Source organism: Bradyrhizobium sp. th-b2 (assembly GCF_000426785.1).
Classification (GTDB): domain Bacteria; phylum Pseudomonadota; class Alphaproteobacteria; order Rhizobiales; family Xanthobacteraceae; genus Bradyrhizobium; species Bradyrhizobium septentrionale.
Map to the genome: position 1 here is coordinate 73141 of NZ_KE384569.1, position 20076 is coordinate 93216.

The 20076-nt window shown below is 64.7% G+C and carries 14 protein-coding genes and 1 pseudogene; 6 read left to right on the top strand and 9 right to left on the bottom strand.

Annotated features, from left to right (window positions below; all coding sequences use genetic code 11):
• Positions 1-3218 (bottom strand): annotated as a pseudogene (locus K359_RS56800) (negative regulator of septation ring formation); the annotation flags it as partial.
• A 379-nt stretch (positions 3219-3597) separates the two neighbouring features.
• Here K359_RS56800 and K359_RS0148635 point away from each other — a divergent pair.
• Both K359_RS0148635 and K359_RS0148640 read left to right on the top strand, forming a co-directional pair.
• A complete protein-coding gene (locus K359_RS0148635; RefSeq protein ID WP_029085342.1) occupies positions 3598-3975 on the top strand; it encodes an Hpt domain-containing protein in 378 nt (125 codons plus the stop codon).
• A gap of 161 nt (positions 3976-4136) precedes the next feature.
• Positions 4137-4457, top strand: a complete 321-nt coding sequence (locus tag K359_RS0148640; RefSeq protein WP_029085343.1) for a 2Fe-2S iron-sulfur cluster-binding protein — start codon at positions 4137-4139, stop codon at positions 4455-4457.
• Between the two features lie 6 nt (positions 4458-4463).
• On the opposite strand, the gene K359_RS0148645 is transcribed toward K359_RS0148640, so the two are convergent.
• Entirely contained in the window at positions 4464-4925 is a 462-nt protein-coding gene (locus K359_RS0148645) for a thioesterase family protein (protein ID WP_029085344.1), read from the bottom strand.
• Positions 4926-5088: 163 nt separating this feature from the next.
• Between K359_RS0148645 and K359_RS0148650 the strand changes: the two genes are divergently transcribed.
• Positions 5089-6117, top strand: a complete 1029-nt coding sequence (locus K359_RS0148650; RefSeq protein ID WP_029085345.1) for an NAD(P)/FAD-dependent oxidoreductase — start codon at positions 5089-5091, stop codon at positions 6115-6117.
• A gap of 126 nt (positions 6118-6243) precedes the next feature.
• Entirely contained in the window at positions 6244-6819 is a 576-nt protein-coding gene (locus K359_RS0148655; protein WP_029085346.1) for a DUF2147 domain-containing protein, read from the top strand.
• A 9-nt stretch (positions 6820-6828) separates the two neighbouring features.
• On the opposite strand, the gene K359_RS0148660 is transcribed toward K359_RS0148655, so the two are convergent.
• From K359_RS0148660 to K359_RS0148690, 7 genes are all read right to left on the bottom strand, one after another.
• Entirely contained in the window at positions 6829-7869 is a 1041-nt protein-coding gene (locus K359_RS0148660) for an ABC transporter ATP-binding protein (protein WP_035978645.1), read from the bottom strand.
• Positions 7862-8842 carry an ABC transporter ATP-binding protein gene (locus K359_RS0148665; protein WP_029085348.1) on the bottom strand — a complete coding sequence of 327 codons (981 nt, stop codon included), beginning with the start codon at positions 8840-8842 and terminating at the stop codon, positions 7862-7864. The genes K359_RS0148660 and K359_RS0148665 overlap by 8 nt, the downstream gene beginning before the upstream one ends.
• Complete coding sequence (locus K359_RS0148670; RefSeq protein WP_029085349.1) at positions 8839-9660, bottom strand: ABC transporter permease; 822 nt, start codon at positions 9658-9660, stop codon at positions 8839-8841. The genes K359_RS0148665 and K359_RS0148670 overlap by 4 nt, the downstream gene beginning before the upstream one ends.
• A gap of 67 nt (positions 9661-9727) precedes the next feature.
• Positions 9728-10663, bottom strand: a complete 936-nt coding sequence (locus tag K359_RS0148675; RefSeq protein WP_029085350.1) for an ABC transporter permease — start codon at positions 10661-10663, stop codon at positions 9728-9730.
• A 60-nt stretch (positions 10664-10723) separates the two neighbouring features.
• The gene (locus K359_RS0148680) at positions 10724-12313 is read right to left on the bottom strand and encodes an ABC transporter substrate-binding protein (protein WP_029085351.1); all 1590 of its coding nucleotides are present in this window, start codon (positions 12311-12313) and stop codon (positions 10724-10726) included.
• Positions 12314-12693: 380 nt separating this feature from the next.
• Entirely contained in the window at positions 12694-14652 is a 1959-nt protein-coding gene (locus K359_RS0148685) for a hypothetical protein (RefSeq protein ID WP_035978646.1), read from the bottom strand.
• Positions 14653-14768: 116 nt separating this feature from the next.
• Positions 14769-15845: a YbhN family protein gene (locus tag K359_RS0148690; protein WP_029085353.1), complete on the bottom strand. Its 1077-nt coding sequence runs from the start codon at positions 15843-15845 to the stop codon at positions 14769-14771.
• A gap of 616 nt (positions 15846-16461) precedes the next feature.
• On the opposite strand from K359_RS0148690, the gene K359_RS0148695 reads away from it, so the two are divergent.
• A complete protein-coding gene (locus tag K359_RS0148695) occupies positions 16462-17880 on the top strand; it encodes an MFS transporter (RefSeq protein WP_035978665.1) in 1419 nt (472 codons plus the stop codon).
• A gap of 79 nt (positions 17881-17959) precedes the next feature.
• A complete protein-coding gene (locus K359_RS0148700; RefSeq protein WP_029085355.1) occupies positions 17960-19966 on the top strand; it encodes a S9 family peptidase in 2007 nt (668 codons plus the stop codon).
• Positions 19967-20076: the final 110 nt, after the last annotated feature.

The following is a 20076-nucleotide window of genomic DNA, read 5'->3' on the forward strand; positions in this document are numbered from 1 at the left end:
GCCGACAGGGTGCGGACCAGATTGGTGGCGTCGGTGGATGCGCCGGCGAGCGTGCTCTGGGCCTCGCGGGCGGAGGCGACGACGGCTTCCGCGGTCGCGGTGCCGGCGGTCGAGAGCGAGTGCTGCACGTCGGCCGCGAGCGTGCGGACCAAATTGGCGGCTTCGGTGGAGGCGCCGGCAAGCGTGCTCTGGGCCTCGCGGGCGGAGGCGACGACGGCTTCCGCGGTCGCGGAACCCGCCATCGAGAGCGAGCGCTCGACGTCGCTAGCGAGCGACTTCACCTGGCCTGTGACGTCGGTCGAGGTCGCGATCAGGGTGGTCTGGGCCTCGCGCGCACCGGTCATGATCGCTTCGGCGGCGGCAGAGCCGGACATCGACAGCGACTGCTCGACATCGGCGGCGAGCGACTTGACCTGGCTGGCGGCCTCGGCCGAGGCCGAGACCAGCGTGGTCTGCGCGTCGCGGGCGCCCGACAGCACCGAGGCTGCGGTGGCGCTGCCGGCGGCCTGCAGCGTGCGCTCGACATCCTCCGACAGCGCCTTGATCTGGGAGGCGACGTCGCCGGACGCAGAGACCAGTGAGACCTGCGCGTCGCGGGCACTGGTGAGGATCGAATTGGCGGCGCTGGTGCCGACGGCGGTCAGCACGCTCTCGACCTCGGCCGAGCTTTGCTTGAGCTGGTTGCCGACATCAGAGGACACCATGAGCAGCGCCTGCTGCGCGGTGCGCGCGCCGGTCTGGATCGTCTCGCTGGTGTTGACCACGAGGTTGGTCAGCGAGCGCTCGGCGTCCTCGACATGGGACTTGATGCTCGACGACAACAATTCGGCGCGGGACATCAGGTCCTCGCTCGCCTGGCGGCCGCTGCTCTCGATGCGGCCGGCGACGGCCTCGACGCGCGAGCCCAGCAGGTCCTCGAACTGCGCGACGCGGGTGTCGATGTCGCCGGCGATGACGCCGACGCGGCTCTCGATGCCCTGCCGGATATCGGCAAAGCGCGCGGTGATGGTGTCGGTCAGGTTCGAGCTGTGACCACTGATGGTCTCGACGAGGCGAGTGCTGTGACCGTCGATGGTCTCGGCGAGGCGGGTGCTGTGGCCGTTGATGGTGTCGGCAAGCCGGTTGCTGTGGTTGTCGATGGTCTCGGTGACGCCGTTGATACGGTGGTCGACCGCAGCGATCGCCTGCACCGTGCCCTCGGTCAGGGTCGTGGTGAGCAGGCCGAGGCGCGAGTCGATCGACTGGATCGCCTGGGTGGCGCCGTCGGTGAGTTGCGTCGCGAGCGTGCCGAGATGGCCGTCGATGGTGTCGGTGACCGACTTGGCGCGGCTCTCGAAGGTGACTTCGAGCGTCCTCATGCGGCCGTCGATCGTGTCATCCAGCGATTGCAGGCGGCCATCGAACGAGCCGATCCTGCTGGCGAGCGAGGAGTCGAACGACGACAGCTTGTCGTTCAGCGAGGCGTCGAGATTGGTGACGCGGCTGCCGAGCGTGGTCTCGAACTGCAGCAGGCGCTGGTCGAGCGAGGCGGTGATATCGCCGCTATTGGTGGTGACGCGATGGTCGAAGGTGTCGACATAGGTCTTCAGGCTGTCGGCGATGTCCTGGGTGCGCTGCCCCATGCGCTCGACGATATCGCCGCCGAAGGTCTTCACCGTGCGGTCGAATTCCGAGATGTGGCGGGTGATCAGCGCGCCGAGCGTGCCGGAGTCGCGGGCGAATTTCTCGGCGAGCTCGCTGCCGTGGTTCTTCACCAGGTCGTCGAACGCGCTCATCTGCAGCGACAGCGAATCGTGCGCGGTCTCGGTCTGGCCCACCACCTTGGCGACCAGCGAATTGACGGTGACGTCGAGCGCCTCGCTCGCCTTGTCGCCGGACGTCATGATCTGGCCGGCGAGGCGGTTGCCGGCGTCGTCGATCTTGCTGACGAGGTCATTGCTGCGCAGCTCGAGCTCGAGCAGCAGAGAGTCCGCGGAGTTCTTCAGGGAGTCGTGGACCTCTTCGGTGCGGTCGGAGATGCCGTCGACGATCGCAGACGAACGCTGCTCAAACTCGCCGGTGATGCGGTCGACGCGCTCGTTCAGCATCTCGTGGACGCGATCGGCCAGGTCGACGAACTCGTCATGGACGTGGCCGGTCTTGAAGTTGAGGCTGGTGGTGAGCCGCTCGGAGGCGTCCATCACCGCGCGGGTGGTCTCGGCGCTGGCTTCCTCGAGGCGGTCGAGCAGGTCGCCGCCGCGCTCGCCGAGCGCGAGGATCATGTTGTCGCCGGCATGGCTCAGCGCCGTCGTGATGTGCTGGCCGCGCTCTTCCAGTGCGCCGGTGATGCTCTTGGCGACCTCGTCGACGCGCGAGGCGATCGCGTCCGAGATCAGCGCGATGTCGTGGCGCAGATCGATCTGCACGCCGGAGATCGCGCTGCGCACCTGCTCGGCCTGGCCGACCAGATTGTCGCGCTGGTGGGCGATGTCCTGCAGCAGCGCGCGGATGCGCACTTCGTTGTCGGAATAGGCGCGTTCCAGCGCCGCCACTTCGTTGGCAACCAGGGTCTCGAGTTCGCCGGCGCGCGCGATCGCACGCTCGACGCCGTCGCCCATCGCCGCGACCTCGCGGCGGATCGCCTGACCGACCGTCACCATGGAATCGGCGGCGGCGTTTTCCGGCTCGGAGAATCGCATTGCGACCTGCGCCATCGATTGCGCGATCATCTGCATGCGCTGACCGTGCGCGGCGAGGCTGGCGAGATAGTAGAACAGGAGGATCGGCACGGCGAACAGCGCGGCGAGGCCGGCGAGCACCAGCACGCCGGTGCCCTGGGCCATCGAAGCCTGCAGCGCGGGCCAGAACGCGATGGTGAGGATCGCGCCGCCGAGCAGCCAGGCGCCGGAGCAGACGAAGAACAGCGTGAAGGCGTTGCCGGCGGAACGGCCGCCCTGCAACGTCTGCAGCATCTGGCCGATGGTCTCGCGATCATCGTTGGCAGCGCGGCGCGGGGCGCGCGACTCCTCGATCGGCTCGAACGCCGGGCGATCGGCATTCGGACGCTGATCGAACGCAGCTGAAAAATCGGGCGCAGGCGGCGGCAGATTCGGCGGCGCGGCGCCTTCGTTGAGGGGGCTGCGGTTCTCCGCGCCCTGTTCGCTGATATTGAGGGCTTCCTGGATGGCAGAAAGCGCGACTTCGGTGGGATCTTTGACCTTCTTGGGAGTGTTCGCCATGTTCAGTCCAAGCCCTCTCACTATTTTACGCGTCGGCGAGCCTGCGATCGTCCCCACGCAAGCTCGAAGCCGGTGCCCACAAGCGGAGGCAAGCGCCCCCCTCGGCGGCTTGTCCGCTACATCCGCAAACATCCTATTGGCTGAGCGATGCGAATGAAATGCTTGCGATTAATACTTTCTTAATCATCGTTAACAGCTTTGCGCCATAAGGCCTTATGGGTACTCGAAATTCCTGCGTTAGCGCGTCGATTGTGTCCGGAAATTGTCCAGAATGGGGCGGTTTTACCGATCATCCCGACAACAATCCGTTAACCAGTTTCGTGATTGGTTTGGCCAACGCGCCGCCGGCGAGACCGGGCGGAGACGACAGGGACGGGCCATGCCGCTTCATCTCGAACGGATTGAATGGACGCAATCGCCACCGCTCGCGCCCGGCGACGGGCCGATCGACCTCGATCACCTGCAGCGCATGACGCTGGGCGACCGGGGGCTGGAGCGGGAAGTCCTGGCCATGTTCTCGACCCAGTCCGCCCGGATCCTCGGCGAGCTGGCTGCCTTGCCGCCCGAGGCGGCGATCCATGCCCACACCCTGAAAGGATCGGCGCGGGCGATCGGCGCATTCGGCGTCGCCGAGGCCGCCACCCAGCTCGAAACCGCGCTGACCGGCGGTTCCGATCCGGTTCAGCCGCTGGCCGCGCTCGGGGCCGCGATCGCCGAGGCGCGCACGGCGATCGAGCTGATTCTGCGCCGTTCCTAGCCCTACAACGCTTCTACAGCCCGCCGCCGCTGCCTGAGCGCCCGCCCGGGCCGGCCGGCAGGTTTTCGGTCTCCGCGCTAGCGCAGCGCGGATCGACCCGTTATACGACTGCCGGGACCTTTCCAACCATCGTCCGGCGCATTCCGGCAGCACGAGCAATCATGGCCAAAATCCACTTTATCGACCATTCCGGAGAGAAACGCTCCATTGATATCGAGAACGGCGCGACGGTGATGGAAGGCGCGATCCGCAACGCGATTCCCGGCATTGAAGCCGAATGCGGCGGCGCATGCGCCTGTGCAACCTGCCATGTCTATGTCGATGAAGCCTGGCGCGAGAAGGTCGGCGCGCCGTCGCCGATGGAAGAGGACATGCTGGATTTCGGCTTCGACGTGCGTCCGAACTCGCGGCTGTCCTGCCAGATCAAGGTAACCGACGACCTCGACGGATTGGTCGTGTCGACGCCGGAGCGGCAAGCTTAAGGTCCCTTATGCGCCGTCCGGGTTCACACCACGACGGACCCAGCGGCGGAAGTTGTCCTTGACCTCCGCCGGCAGCGGCGTCGGCCTGCGCGTGGCCTCATCGATCATCACCGTGACCGCCTTCGCCGACGCCACGCATCTGCCTTCCGAAAACACCACCTGATCGAAGGTGGTCGACGTCCGTCCGAACTTGACGAGACCGAGCCCGAGCTCGATCTGACCCGGCCAGTGCAACTCGGCGCGGAAATGGATGTCGAGGCGCACCATGATCCAGCCAAGCCCCGACGGCATCAGCCCCATACTGCGGTCTTTCACCAGCGTGACGCGGCCGGTTTCAAAATAGCTTGCATAGACCGCGTTGTTGACGTGCCCGTTCGGGTCGAGATCGGCAAAGCGCACATTGTCGGACAGGCGGTAGGGAAAGTCTTCCAGGCGCAGCGCATCGTCGGCGCGGACAGGGGCGTTCACGAGGGGGATCTCCGTCGGTTTCCCGCCCATACAGCCGAGTTGCGCAGGCTCGGCAAGGGGTTGCCGCGCCAGCCGCTGTCCCTATTATGCATGTCCCGATCCGGCCATACTTGGTTGGGCAGGCGAAAGCCGTCCAGCCGATTTCAACTGAAAAGAAGCGGATATGAGCGAAGTGATCAAAACCGATGTGCTGATTATTGGCGCGGGTCCCTGCGGACTGTTCGCCGTGTTCGAACTGGGTCTGCTCGACATGAAGGTGCATCTGGTCGACATCCTCGACAAGATCGGCGGGCAGTGCGCCGAGCTCTATCCTGAGAAGCCGATCTACGACATTCCCGGCATCCCCTTCGTCACCGGCCAGGGCCTGACCGAGCAGCTGCTGGAGCAGATCAAGCCGTTCAACCCGACCTTCCACCTCAACGAGATGGTCGAGTCGATCGAGAAGATCGGCGATCCCTTGTTCCGCGTGAAGACCGACGCCGGCAACGAATTCGAGTGCAAGGTCGTGGTGATCTCGGCTGGCGGCGGTTCGTTCCAGCCGAAGCGGCCGCCGGTACCCGGCATCGAGGCCTATGAAGGCACGTCGGTGTTCTATGCCGTGCGCAAGATGGAGCAGTTCCGCGACAAGGACATCTTGATCGTCGGCGGCGGCGATTCCGCGCTCGACTGGACGCTCAATCTGCATCCGATCGCCAAGCGCATCACGCTGCTGCACCGGCGCGACGATTTCCGCGCAGCGCCGCACAGCGTCGAGCAGATGCGCGCGCTGGTCGCCGGCGGCAAGATGGATCTGAAGATCGGTCAGGTCACGGGGCTCGAGGGCGCCAATGGCCAGCTCACCGGCGCGGCGCTGAAGGGCAACGACAACGCGCTTTCGACCATTACCTGCGATACGATGCTGCCGTTCTTCGGGCTCACCATGAAGCTCGGCCCGGTCGCGAACTGGGGCGTGGCGCTGGAGAACAATCTGGTACCGGTCGACACCGCGGCGTTCGAGACCAATATTTCCGGTATCTTCGCGATCGGCGACATCAACACCTATCCGGGCAAGCTGAAGTTGATTCTCTCCGGCTTCCACGAGGGCGCGCTGATGGCGCAGAAGGCCCACCGCTACGTGTATCCGGACAAGCGGCTGGTGTTCCAGTACACAACCTCGTCATCGAGTTTGCAGAAAAAGCTTGGAGTGAACTGATTCCACTCCAATAGCGACCAATGCCGGAGGCATCGGCCATGACCTGCGCGGTGCGGGTACTGGAACCCTCCGTGAAATGGCCGTAGTCTGCTGCTATTCGAGTTGTCGATTGATCAGGTGATGACGATGCGGAATACGCTGTCCAGATTTCGGCTGATCGTTGCGATCGCGGCAGCCTTCGCTCTAGCTGCTCCGCTTTCAGCCAGGGCGGCCGACCCATCATCCGCGGCCGGCCTCTGGCAGAAGCTAGTGGACGGCAAGCCCGACGGCTGGTTCCTGGTGATCGACCACAACGGCATCTTCGAGGGCGTGATCGCCAAGATTTTCTCCGATCCGGATGATCCGCCGAATCCGGTCTGCTCGAAATGCACTGACGACCGCAAGAACGCGCCGTGGCTTGGTCTGTCCTTTATTCGCGAAATGAAGCGCGATGGCCTGAAGTACGAGAACGGCAACGTGCTCGATCCTCGTGACGGCAAGATCTACAAGGCCAAGATGACGCTGAGCGCCGATGGACAGACGCTAACCATGCGCGGCTATCTCGGCATCTCGCTGTTCGGCAAGGACGAGGTCTGGACCCGGCTGCCGGATACCGCGATCGCCCAGCTCGATCCCGCGATCGTCGCCAAGTATCTGCCGGCGCAAGCCGCAGCGGTGAAGCCGCCTCCGCCGCCACCACCGCAGCCGTTGAAGAAGCGGTAAGGTCCTCTCTCAGTCTCGATTGAAGGCTGGGGCAGGGTCCGCGAAGGCCCGACCGGCAATCTCTTCAGTTCGCCAGCACCGGACCGCGTGTCCGTCGGGGCGCGTTTCGAGCGATGGCCCGGGCTCGCGGCAGCAGATCGCCTCGGCATAATGACAGCGCGGATTGAACGCACATCCGTCGGGCGGATTGAGCGGACTGGGAGGCTCGCCCCTTGTCGTCGCAAGCGGTGCGCGGCGTAGCGGATCGGGAATCGCGGCGATAAGGGTTTGCGTATACGGGTGCGCCGGTCGTTCGAAGATTTCGCGCCAGCCGCCGGTCTCCACGATGCGGCCGAGATACATGACGGCGACCCGGTCGCTCATGTGCTCGACGACGCCGAGGTCATGGCTGATCATGATGTAGGAGAGACCAAGCGTTTCCTTCAGCTCCAGCAGCAGATTGATGATCTGGGCGCGGATCGAGACGTCCAGCGCCGATACAGGCTCGTCACAGATGACAATCCTGGGATTGAGGATCAGCGCGCGAGCGATGCCGATGCGCTGACGCTGGCCGCCCGAGAATTCATGTGGGTAGCGGCCGGCCTGCTCGGGCCGGAGGCCCACATGCTTGAGCATCGCCTCGACGCGTCCGTCGATCTCGCTCTTGGCCGTCACGCCATGCAGCCGCAGCGGGGCCTCGAGCGTGCGACGAACGGTCTGGCGGGGATTGAGCGAAGCGTAGGGATCCTGAAACACCATTTGGACGATGCGGGCCAATGCCTTTCGATCGATCGATTGCCGCCCGGTCACGACCTGCCCGTCCAGCACGATGCGGCCGCGCGTCGGCGGCAGCAGGCCAAGTATCGAAAGCGCGACCGTCGACTTGCCGCAACCGGATTCGCCGACCAGACCGAGGCATTCACCGCGCTTCAGTTCGAGATCGATGCCGTCGACGGCACGCAGCAGCCTCCGGCCGCCGCCCTGGAATCCGCCACCAATCGGAAAATGGACCGCGAGATCCTCCACGCTGAGGATGACATCGTCGCCGGACCCTTGCGCAGGTTCATGCATGGTGATGGCACCTGACAAATCCGTCTTCCCCGAGCAGTGTCATCTCCGGCGCGGTGGTCCGGCAAATCTCGGTCGCTTGCGCGCAACGTGGATTGAACCGGCAACCCGCGGGGAAATCCGCAATCGCCGGGACGACGCCCGCGATCTCCTTCAGCCTGCTACGGCCGAGTGCCGCACGCGTGCCGAGCCGCGGCAACGCGTCGACCAGACCTTGCGTGTAGGGATGCGCGCATGCACGGAAGACATCGTCCGAGCCGCGCTCCTCGACGATGCGGCCGGCATACATGACGGCGACGCGGCGGCAGAGGTTGGCGACCAGGCCGAGATCGTGACTGATCATCAGGATCGCAGTGCCTCTCTCGGCACATAGATTCCGCATCAGCTCGATGATCTCCGCCTGCACGGTCACGTCAAGCGCGGTGGTCGGCTCGTCGGCGATCAGAAGGTCCGGTCCGCATGCGAGTGCGATGGCGATCATCACCCGCTGACGCATGCCGCCCGAAAGCTGGTGTGGGTAATCCTTCACCCGTCGCTCGGGCGCGGGGACGCGGACGCTGGCCAGCGCCTCGACAGCCAGCTGGTCGGCTTCGCGCCAGCTCTTGCCCTGGTGCAGCACGAACATCTCCGCGATCTGCCGTCCAACGGGCGAGACCGGGTTGAGCGCCGTCATCGGCTCCTGGAAGATCATGGCGATGCGATTGCCGCGCAGCACGCGTTGTTCGGCGGCCGTAAGTCCCTGGATCTCGCGGCCCTCAAATCGGATGGCGCCGGCGCCGATCGAAAGCGGCCGGCGCAACAGGCCGATCAAGGCGAGCGCCGAGATGCTCTTGCCGCAGCCGGATTCGCCGACCAGGCCGAATGTCTCGCCACGATCGATGCGGAATGAAACGCCCTCGACCGCCGCAACCCGGCTGGACCCGTTGTCGAGGTCGATACGCAGGTTCTCGACTTCGATCAAAGGAGGGGGCGTCATGTGCGCCGGCTCCGCGACTGTGGATCGAGAATGTCACGCAGGCCATCGCCGAGCAGATTCAGGCCGAGCACCGTCAGGAAAATCGCGAGGCCGGGGAAAACCGACAGCCACGGCGCCGTGGTGATCTGGTCTCGGGCCTCCGAGAGCATGCTGCCCCAGCTTGGAAAGGGCGGGCGGATTCCGAGGCCCAGGAACGAAAGCGAGGCTTCGGCCAAGATCGCGCCGCCCATGCCCAGCGTAGAGATGACGATGATCGGTCCGAGCATGTTCGGCAGCAGCTGCGTGATCATGATGCGCAGATCGCCGTAGCCCAGCACTTTTGCCGCCTGCACATAACCCTGGCTCTTGAGCGACAGCGCCGACGCCCGTGCGATCCGGCAGGAGAACGACCAGTTGGTCAGCCCGAGCGCGATCAGGAGGCTGGTCAGGCCGGGCCCAAGCACCGCCATGATGGCAAGCGCGAAGATCAGCGAGGGAATTGCGAGCATGAGATTGGTCAGCCCGTTGACCACGTCGTCCCACCAGCCGCCCCAATAGCCCGCGGTCAGGCCCAGTGTCACGCCGATCACGCTGTTGGCGAGCTGCGAGACGATGCCGACCGTCAGCGAGATGCGCGCACCGTACAAGACGCGGGAGTAGATGTCGCGGCCCTGCGCGTCGGTGCCGAACCACCAGATCCAGCTCGGCGGCTCCTCCGCATTCAAGAGGTTGGCATCCATGACGGGATCGGTATGCGCCAGCCAGGGCGCAAACAGGCCGACGAAGACCGCAAGCGCGAACAGCGCCCCGCCGACGATGAGACTGGTTCCGAGCTTCATCGTGGCAGCTCCGCCGAGACAGGCGGTACGCTCAATCGCGCGCAGCCGTGAGAGAGCCGACCGGCGCTCATGCGTATCTGATCCTCGGATCGATCACGGCATAGGCCACGTCGATCAACGTATTGACCGCGAGAAAGAACAGCACCACCACGAGAATGGAGCCCTGGACGGTGGGAATATCGCGCTGCAGGACACTGTCGACGAGCAGTGAGCCGATGCCGGGCCACGAGAACAATTTCTCGACCACGACCGCCTGTCCCATCAACGCGCCGAATTGCAGGCCAATGGTCGTGAGAATGATCACGAGCGCATTGCGCAGCACATGCCATTTCACGACCCGGGTCTCGCTCATGCCCTTCGAGCGCGCGGTCCGCACGAAATCCGCGGTCATGATCTCGAGAACCGCGGCGCGCGTCGTCCGTGCCAGCAACGCCATCGGCGAGACGCCGAGCGTCACGGCAGGCAGGATCAGATATTTGAGCCCGCCATCGCCATAGCCGAAACTCGGCAGCCAGCCGAGCTTCAACGCAAACAGGTACATCAGCAGCAGCCCGAGCCAGAATTTCGCCATCGACAGGCCCGACACCGCCACGACCATCGAGACCGTGTCGACGATGCCGCCCGGCCGCAGCGCCGCGATGAAACCGAGCGGTACCCCGACCACAATTGCAAACGTCATGGCTGCGAATATCAGTTGCAGCGTCGGCCACATCCGTTTGGCGATCATGGTGGTGACGGGCTCGCGCGTCCGGAACGACGTCCCGAAATCGCCTGTCGCGAGCCTCGAGATATAGGAGCCGAAGCGGATGTAGACGGGATCGTCGAGGCCGAGCTGCTTTTTCATGCGCTCCACGACCTGCGGGTCCGTCGGCCCTCTGCCGTCATCGCCCATGCTCGATACGATGCTGCCCGGAACGACGCTGAACAGCACAAAGATCACCAGCACGACGGCCAGCACGGTCGGAATGGTTTGCAGGATTCGACGGATCAGGAAGGCGAGCATTGGACGTTTTCCTCCCTCCCTCCATCAGTCCCTGCGATGGAGGGAGGGCGAGAGCACATGTCACTTCGCGGGCGAGGTCTCGTCGACCCAGAGGTCTTCGACGTTCTGGTGGGTCAGTTCGGTGGCGTTCAACTGGATCCCCTTGAGCCACGGCTGCACCGCCATGACCGCCTTGTTGTAGTTGAAGAACCAGACCGGCGCTTCGTCATAGAGCAGCGCATTGGCCTTCTGCAGCAGTTGGCCCCGCTTGGCGGCGTCATCGGTCTGCCCGGCCTCATCGATCAGCTTGTCGAAGTCCGCGTTCTTGAAGCTCATGTAGTTGCAGGCTGATTGCGGCGTCGCCGAGTGGAAGCATTTGAGGGCCGCCTGGGGATCCGGGCCGGTCGACTGGGAATAGACATAGGCCTGGAAGTCGCCCTTGCGAATGACTTCCGACAACACCGCGGTCTCGACCTGCTTGACCTTCACCTTGATGCCGACTTTGTCCAGCATCGGGATAATGGCCTCGACGATCGGCAGGCCCCAGCTTTCATTCTGGCTGGTCGTCCATTCGAATTCGAAGCCGGAGGGATAACCTGCGTCCGCGAGCAACTGCTTCGCCTTCGCAGGATCGTAGGCATAGGGCTTCATGGTCTTGTCGTAGAACGGCGACGTCAGGGGCAGCCAGCTTGTGGCGCGATAGGCCTTGCCCTTGACCAGTTTCTTGATGATCAGATCGGTATCGATCGCATGGTTGATCGCCTGCCGGACCCGCTTGTCGGAGAACGGTTTGAATGCGGGATTCATCCCCATGTAACGCGTGAAGACTTCGGCGACTTCGACGATGGTGCCCTTGAGATCGGGGTCGGCCTGATAGGCGACATACTGCGCGGGCCCGAGCACCGAGGTGTCGATTTCCTTGTTGCGGAAGGCGACATCGCGCGCCGCGGCTTCGCCCATCAGCGACACGATGAGCTTGTCGGCGTACGGCTTGCCGGGCTTGTAGAACTTGTCCCACCGCTCAAGCACGACGCGCGATCCCGGCACGTGCTCGACGAATTTGAAGGGGCCGAGACCGATCGGCTTCTGCAGGAAGCCCTCCTTCGCGGCCTCGTCGGCGGGATAGATCGAGGTCAGCGCGGTGAAGAAGTAGAAGCCCGGATCGACCTTCTCGGTCAGCTTCATCTCGAGCGTGAAGTCGTCGATCTTCCTGAGGCCGGATATCTCCTTGGCCGCTCCATTCTCGACCGCGGCCGCGCCCTCGATCACGCGGACAAAACGCGCGCCGGGATAGGCCTTGCTGCCGTCCATGATGCGATTGTAGCTCCAGATGACGTCATCGGCCGTCATCTTGCGACCGTGATGGAAATACGCGTCGTCGCGCAGCTTGAAGGTATGGACCAGACCTCCGCCGGAGACGATGTCCTCCTTGGCCAGTTCCAGCACCGGCTTGCCTTCGGCGGAATTCCAGATGTAGAGCGAACGATGCAGGGCTTTGGCGTAGATCTCGTCCTGGGCGCGCTGCGTCGTATGGATGTCCATGCTGGTGAAACTTGAGCCATAGGGCGCCGTCATCCGAATGGTACCGCCCTTGCGCGGTGTCTGGGCCTCCGCCGCGGCGGATAGTGCCAGTGCCAAACCTGCCACTATCGCAATCTGCTTGAACATCATGCTTCTCCAAACGGGAGTATTGATCAGCAAGTTGACCACTCGCAGCACGTCAAGCGCAAGCAAACGTTGATGGCGATCGGGTCCAATACGTGTGCAGCCTCAAAGCGAGCGCGCGGACAACCATCGAGGGCGGCGTGCGGTGCGCCATCCGGTTCGAAATGTCGCTCGCAAGGTGACCAGGGCGCGTGTCGAATGAATAGGGGCAGGGCGCGGAAGTTGATATCCAGGGTTGCATCGGCAGGATGCTCGCTGGAATTGATTCAATCGCACTCAGCCCTAGTCCATAGTTTGCGTGGGGGCTGTAAGTAATTGCGATTGAATGAATTTTAGTTCTGCGCCGAATTCATGAAGGTCGTTCGTTTCAGGAACGGCTCACGACTTCAGCGCTGCTCGGGCGCAATCGGCAGCGGTGCGACCGGCTCGGACGTCACCTCAGGCACGACGGTGTTCAATCGCAGCACCGTAGCGGCCGCGGGGACCGCGGCATCGGCCATCGCCGCATGGCCTTCTGCGCTCGGGTGCACCGCGCCGCCATACACCGCTGACAAAATGCCCCATGTCGCGTCGTGGATGTCGGTCGGCTGCATCGAGGACGGCAGGCCTTGCGGATAGGTCATCGCCGCGAAATAGCTGTCATTGGCGTCGCGGATCCAGCGCGCGCGCGGCAGATAGGCGCGATATTCGCCGGCGCTGCGGCCGCATTTGAGCGGCTGGTTGGCCGCGGCGACGATGTCGGACACGAAGCTGTCGCCGTTGGCGGCGAAGCAGTCGCGGTCGAACTCCGGATCGGTCGACGCGCGTGCGCAGAAGCCATGGCTTGCAAACGCATCCTGATGCGCGTCGACGAAGGTCATGCGGTCGGCCTGCGGATTGCGGCAGATGATGCCGGACTGGCACTGCGCGATCGCCTTGAGCTGCGGCAGGAACTCGTTCTGCACGAAGCCCGAGACCGACGCGAGCCGCTTGGGATCGGCGTTGAACGAGGGATGGATCTCGAAGCCGGCGCGGCCGCCGGGGCAGGGTGCGCCGCCATTGGCCAGCGCCGGATTGGCGTAGGCCGTATAGACGACGTGCGAGAGGTCGCCGCCGACCAGAGGCTTCAGCGCATCGCGCAGCTTGGCGAAATCGGCCGGCAGGTCGCGCGCCAGCGCCGAACGGGCATCGTCGACGCTGGCCATCGAGCCGCCGCGGCTGAACAGCGTGCGCTCGGTCGGGGTGTCGACGATCACGTTGGCGACGAGGCCGGAGAAGTAGATGTCGTTGGCGCCGACCGAGAGCAAGATGAGGTCGAGCGTGCGCTCCGGCTGCCGGCGCTTGGCGGCCGCCAGCGCCGTGCGCAGCTCCGCAATCTGGCCGTTGACGGTGCCCGAGCAGGTGTTGGCGGTCTTGGTCGGCAGGCATTCCCGCGCCTGCTGCGAGCCGAGCAGGCCGTCGGCGATGGTGGCGCCGGTGCAGGCCAGCGGCAGATAGGTCACCGCGATGTGCGGATATTGCACGGCAAGCGCAAGGGCGGTGCGGGTCTGGTAGCTGTACAGCGAGCGGTGACAGGCCGAGTTGAGCCACAGTGCGCTCTGGCGCTGCCAGTTGGTCAGGGTGTCCGGCGCCTCGCAGGCGCGGCCGCCCTTGTAGCCGGCGCGGCTCGGCCGGTAATACTGCGCGCCGCCGAGATAGGATCGGAAGCAGAAGCCCTCGTCGGAGAGCGCAATCGCGCGGTCGGGATTGCCTTCGCCGGATGCGATGCTGTCGCCGAGGCCCGCAATCAGCAGATCGCGCACCGCGATCTGCGTCGTCAGGCGCTGGTTGGCGTCCGCGCCGCTTGCGACATCGACGGTCGCGACCGTGGTGCGGCCGTAACGGACGCGCAGATTGACCGGCTCGGCGCAATCGAAGGTCGAGGATTGCGGCCCGTCGCCGTCGTCAAACGACCAGGCGCAGGTCGCACCGACCGGAACCGGGCCGGTGAGGCGAACCACGATCGGGTGATCGATCGGCGTCAGGTAGCTTTCCTTGACGTTGTCGCGGGTGCAGGGCTCGCTGACGCGGCCCTGCAGGTCGATGCAGAGCCGGTTGACCATGTTGCGCGCCCAGCCGCGGCCATCGCTTTGCAGTTCCAGCGCCTGTTCCGTGGCCAGCACGCTGCGGCCAAGCCCGCTTTCGACATGGAGGCGGAAGTCGCGCTCCTCGCGGAACAGGCGGAAGCGGTTGCGGACCTCCCAGGAGATCTGCAACTGACTGTCCTGCGCGTCGGCGGCTGATGCGAATACCGCCAGCAGTGCGCTGCCGAGCAGCACGCTGCAGACCGTCACACGAAACGAAAATCGAACCAGAGAGCCAATCATGGCGCGGTTTGACGTGAGCGGTACGGCGAAAATAAGAGAAGCGGGTGCGGGGATCGAAATACCGGCATCGAAGAGCTGGGACCGAGAGCTGGGACCTGGGGCCGATAACGTCGCTGTTACCGTCTCAGCCGCCTGATCTGCTGCTGCCGGCTTTCGATCGGTTGCCGCACGGTCGCCGAAGCCGTGCAGGCTTGGCTCAGTCGCTTTCGTTCTTGCCAGGGCTTCACCACGTTGAGCCAAAGCTCGCGCATGCCCATGATCGAGATCGAAATCCCGAACGGAATCAGGAAATAGAGGATACGGAACACCACCAGCGTTGCCAGCAATTGTTCCTTGCTGAACTCCGGCAGCGCCACCAGCATTGCGGCGTCGAACACGCCGATCGAGCCGGGGGCATGGCTGGCGAAGCCGAGCAGGGTCGCCAGGATGAACACGACGGCGAGCGAGACGAAGTCGATATGCGGCTCGGTCGGCATCAACAGGTACATCGCAAGCGCACAGAAGCCGAGATCGACCACGCCGATGATGATCTGCAGCAGCGTCAGCCTGGCGGAGGGCAGCACCACCTTCCAGCCGTTCTGGCCGAGCTCGCGGCGCTTCTCGCCGGTCAGGAGCCAGACGAAATAGGCGCCGATGCCGGCAAGGCAGCCGAGCGCGATCAGGCGGTTCATTGCCGGCGGCAGCAGGTCCATTGCCGATGCCGCCGCGGGGTGCCAGGCCATGCCGAAGCCGAGCACGAACAGATTGCCGAGCCAGAACGTCAGGCCCGACAGAAAGCAGATCTTGGCGACGTCGATCGCGGACAGGCCGTAATCGGAATAGATCCGGAAGCGGATCGCGCCGCCGGTAAAGACGGTGGCGCCGATATTGTGGCCGATCGTGTAGCTCGTGAAGCTCGACAGCGCTGCGATGCGGTAGGGGACGTGGGTCTTGCCGATCGTGCGCAGCGCGAAGAAGTCATAGAACGTCAGGGTGCAGAACGCCCCGACCACGCAGAGCGCCGCCAGCGCGATCCGGTGCGGTGCGATGTCGGTCAGCGCGGTGAGGATGATACCGGTATCGACGCCCTTCAGGGTGTGGACCAGCGTCGTGATTGCGAACGCGATGATGAGCACGCTCGCAGCGATCCCGAGCCGTTTCCAGCCGATCTTTTCCTTGAAGCCACGCCCAAGCGTGGTCAGCAGCCGAAGCATTCATCCTCCCGGCAGGGACAATTTCAGTGGGACCCGGTCACGGATAGCGACGGGTAACGGGGCAAACGCACCGTACGCGATGACCCATAAGGCAAAACCGATGCGTTGTGCAGCCCTTGACAAGCCAACCTTCGGCTCACGTTCAGCGTCATTGTCATATTGGCTACATATGGTCTCGCTCTGCGGAATGTGAGTCGCTCGTATCCGTCCGTCGCGGCGGGGACGCGGCATGTTCCGCCGTTCTGCGGCCGTTCCCGGCGATTTCATCCGCATTTTTGCCGATTTTGCCGCCGTCTCGGCACCGGCGCCGGGCAGTCGGCGCGAAGCGAATGGACGATATGCATCAGCACGGGGACGCCGGAGCGCGGCCGCGGCGTTTACCAAAGCGTGAAGTCGCCGTGCACATGCGCGTGGTCCGGCTGCAGACCGCCGCTCGGGCCCGGATGAGCCGCGCAAGACCCGGTCCGTAGGTCTATTGAGGCAAAACGCCGCGCAAGATGGCCGCAGCCGCACGGGCCGGCCGGCATGACGACAGCACACTTCGATCGGTGACGAAGTATTGCGTCGAAACGAAGGCCTATCTCTCGCATTGGTTGCCCAGAGCGAGGACAAGACCATGCAGCAGACATCCCTGAACGTCCGGCGCATGCCGGACGGGAGCGCAGCGTCCCATCGGCAGTCGACCGGCCTTGCGGCAACGTTGACGCTCGCCGCGATGAGTCTCGGTTACGGCGTCGTGCAGCTCGACGTCACCATCGTCAACACGGCGCTCAATGCCATCGGCGGCTCGCTCGGCGGGGGCGTTGCCGAGCTGCAATGGGTGGTTAGCGCCTACACCATCGCCTTTGCCGCCTTCATCCTGACCGCCGGCGCGCTTGGCGACCGGATCGGCGCCAAACGCGTCTTCATGGCGGGCTTTGCGATCTTCACCGCGTCATCGGTTGCCTGCGCAGTCGCGCCCGACGCCGTGACGCTGATCGCCGCGCGCTGCGTGCAGGGACTGGCCGCGGCGATTCTGGTGCCGAACTCGCTCGCGCTGCTCCGCCACGCCTATGCGGATGAGAAGGCGCGGGGACGCGCGGTCGCCGTCTGGGCCGCGGGCGCGAGCCTTGCGTTGACCGCCGGTCCGTTCGTCGGCGGCGCGCTGATCATACTGGTCGGCTGGCGCGCGATCTTCCTGGTCAATTTGCCGATCGGCCTTGCGGGGTTGTGGCTCGCCTGGCGCTTTGCCGGTGAAACCACGCGCCATCAGCAGCACCGGCTCGATCTGCCGGGCCAGCTTGCGGCCATCGCCGCGCTCGGCACGCTGGCCGGCGCGCTGATCGAGGGCGGCGCGCTTGGCTGGGGCAGCCCGTTCGTGGTTGCAGGCTTTGTTCTCGCCACTGTCTTCTCCGTGCTGTTCGTCTGGCGTGAGGCTAGCGCGGCGCAGCCGATGCTGCCGCTCTCGCTGTTCCGCCGGAGGATGTTTGCCCTGACCTCGCTGGTCGGCCTGCTGGTCAACATCGCGTTCTACGGGCTGATCTTCGTGCTCAGCCTCTACTTCCAGCAGGTCAACGGCCTGTCGGCGTTCGCAACCGGTCTGGCGTTCGTGCCGATGCTCGGCGCCGTGCTGCCCGCCAATTTGATCGCGCCGCATGTTGCGGAGCGGATCGGCGCGCCGCGGGCAATCGCGCTCGGCGCCGCGACCTCGGCCGCCGGATGTGCAGGCCTGCTGTTGATAGGCCCGGGCACCAGCTACCCCGCGATCTGCCTGCAACTGCTCGCGATGAGCGCCGGCCTCGGCCTTCTGGTGCCGCCGTTGACGTCGACATTGCTCGGCAGCGCCGAGCCGCAGCATGGCGGCATCGCGGCCGGGGTGCTGAATGCGACCCGGCAGACTGGCAGCGTGCTCGGTGTCGCGCTGTTCGGCTCGATGGTCAGCCGGTCCACAGCCTTCATCGCCGGCCTGCATGCAGCGCTCGTGATCTCCGCCGCATTGCTGCTTGCGGCCGCCGCGCTGATCTGGATCGGTGCATCATCACAAGCGCGGCAATGATTGAACCGGCGATTGCACGGCGGCCAGCCTGCATCTAACGTTGCACCATCGGCGGACGCCGCCTACGGGGGCCGATCAGATGCCTGCGCCAATCGACCGTCGCCTCTTGCTGCAGCGCGCCGCCATGCTTGGCGCTGCGCTGCCATTCGCCAGTCTGATCGGTTCGGCGCGAGGACAGGCGCCCGACCTGGTCGCGCGCAGGGTGTTCTTCGACAATCCCGACTACCTCAATGTCCGTCTCAGCCCGGACGGGACGCAGCTGTCCTATGTCGCGCCGCTCGATGGCGTGAACAACCTTTGGGTCGCCCCGCTTTCCGATCTCAAGGCGGCGCGGCCGGTCACGCACGTCACCGATCGCAACATCTCGGCAGGCTATCGCTGGGCACATACCAACCGCCATGTGGTGTTCTTCCGCGAGCGCGACGGCGACGAGAACTGGCGCGCCGCGAGCGTCGACATCACCGACGGGAAGATTGTGCCTCTGACGCCGGAGACCGGTGTCAAAGCCTTCGTGCAGGAGTCCGATCGCAAATTCCCCGAGGAGATGCTGCTGCGGCACAACCAGCGCGACAAGCGCTACTTCGACCTGTACCGCGTCAACATCGTGACCGGCACGAGCGAGCTCGTCCACGAGAACCGCGACTATGTCGGCTTGATCACCGACAGCGCGTTCCAGCTGCGCCTGGCATATCGCCTGATCGCCGACGGCTCGGCCGAGGTGTTCGAGCGCCGTCCGGACGGCAGCTGGGCGCCCTTCATGACGGTGCCGATCGCCGACACCGACACGACGCAGATGCTGGATTTCAGCGCCGACGGCAAGACGCTGCACCTGATCGATTCACGCGGCCGCGACAAGGCGGCGTTGTTCGCCCTCGACATGGCCACGCGCCAGACCACGCTGCTTGCCGCCGATGATGATGCTGACATCGTAAGGGCGATCTTCGACGAGAATCGCCGGCCATTGGCGGCGCTGGCGATCACCGACCGGATGCACTGGCATGCCGTCGATCAAAGCGTCGCCAGGGACCTCGCCGATCTGAGCCGCTATGGTGCCGGCGACATCAGCTTTGTCAGCAACTGCGATGATCTCCAGCTGGGCACGGTCCATTTCGAGCGCGACACCGAGAGCGGAGAATACGCGCTGCTCGACCGCCGCACGCGTGAGGTGCGCAAGCTGTTCACGCAGCGCCACACGCTTGACGGCGTTGCGCTGCGCAAGCTCGAGCCGGTCGTGATCCCCTCGCGCGACGGCCTGCGCCTCAACTGCTATCTGACCCGGCCGGTCGAGGCCGAGGCCGGCCGGGTGCCGCTGGTGCTCGTGATCCATGGCGGGCCGTATTATCGCGACAGCTGGGGATTCAGCCCGGTCCATCAATGGCTCGCCAGCCGGGGCTATGCGGTGCTTGCGGTCAACTACCGCGGCTCGACCGGCTTCGGCAAAGCCTTCGTCACTGCCGCCGACCACGAATGGGGCGGCAAGATGCACGACGATTTGATCGATGCGGTCGATTGGGCGATCGCACAAGGTATCGCCGATCCGAAGCGCGTCGGCTTCTTCGGCGGCAGCTATGGCGGCTATTCGGCATTGATGGCGGCGACCAAGACGCCCGATGTGTTCGCTTGCATCGTCGATCTGTTCGGCATTTCCAACCTCGTCACCTTCATGGCGACGATCCCGCCCTACTGGGGCCCGTGGATCAGTGTCTGGAAAAACCGGCTCGGCGATCCCGACACCGAGGCCGGCCGTGCATTCCTGGTCGAACGTTCGCCGCTGACCCACATCGACCGTGCCATCAAGCCGATCCTGATCGCGCAGGGCCTGCGCGATGTCAGGGTTGTGGCTGCCGAGTCCGAGCAGATGGTCAATGCGCTCAAGCAGCGCGGAGTACCCGTGACCTACGTCACATTCTCTGACGAAGGGCATGGTTTTGTGCGGCCGGAAAACCGGCTTGCCTTCTATGGCGTCACCGAAGCGTTCCTTGCCAAGCATCTCGGCGGCCGTTGCCAGCCAATCGGAAACGATTTCGCCGGCTCGTCACTCAAGGTCGAGACCGGAGCTGAACTGGTGCCCGGGCTGCGCGGCTGAGACGAATTGCAACTCGGGATTGCCGTATTCCCTGACGATATGTCCTGCGTTCAAGGCTTTTTCACCATGCGTGGAACCTTGTTGCAGTGCGGTTACCGTTCGTACACGAA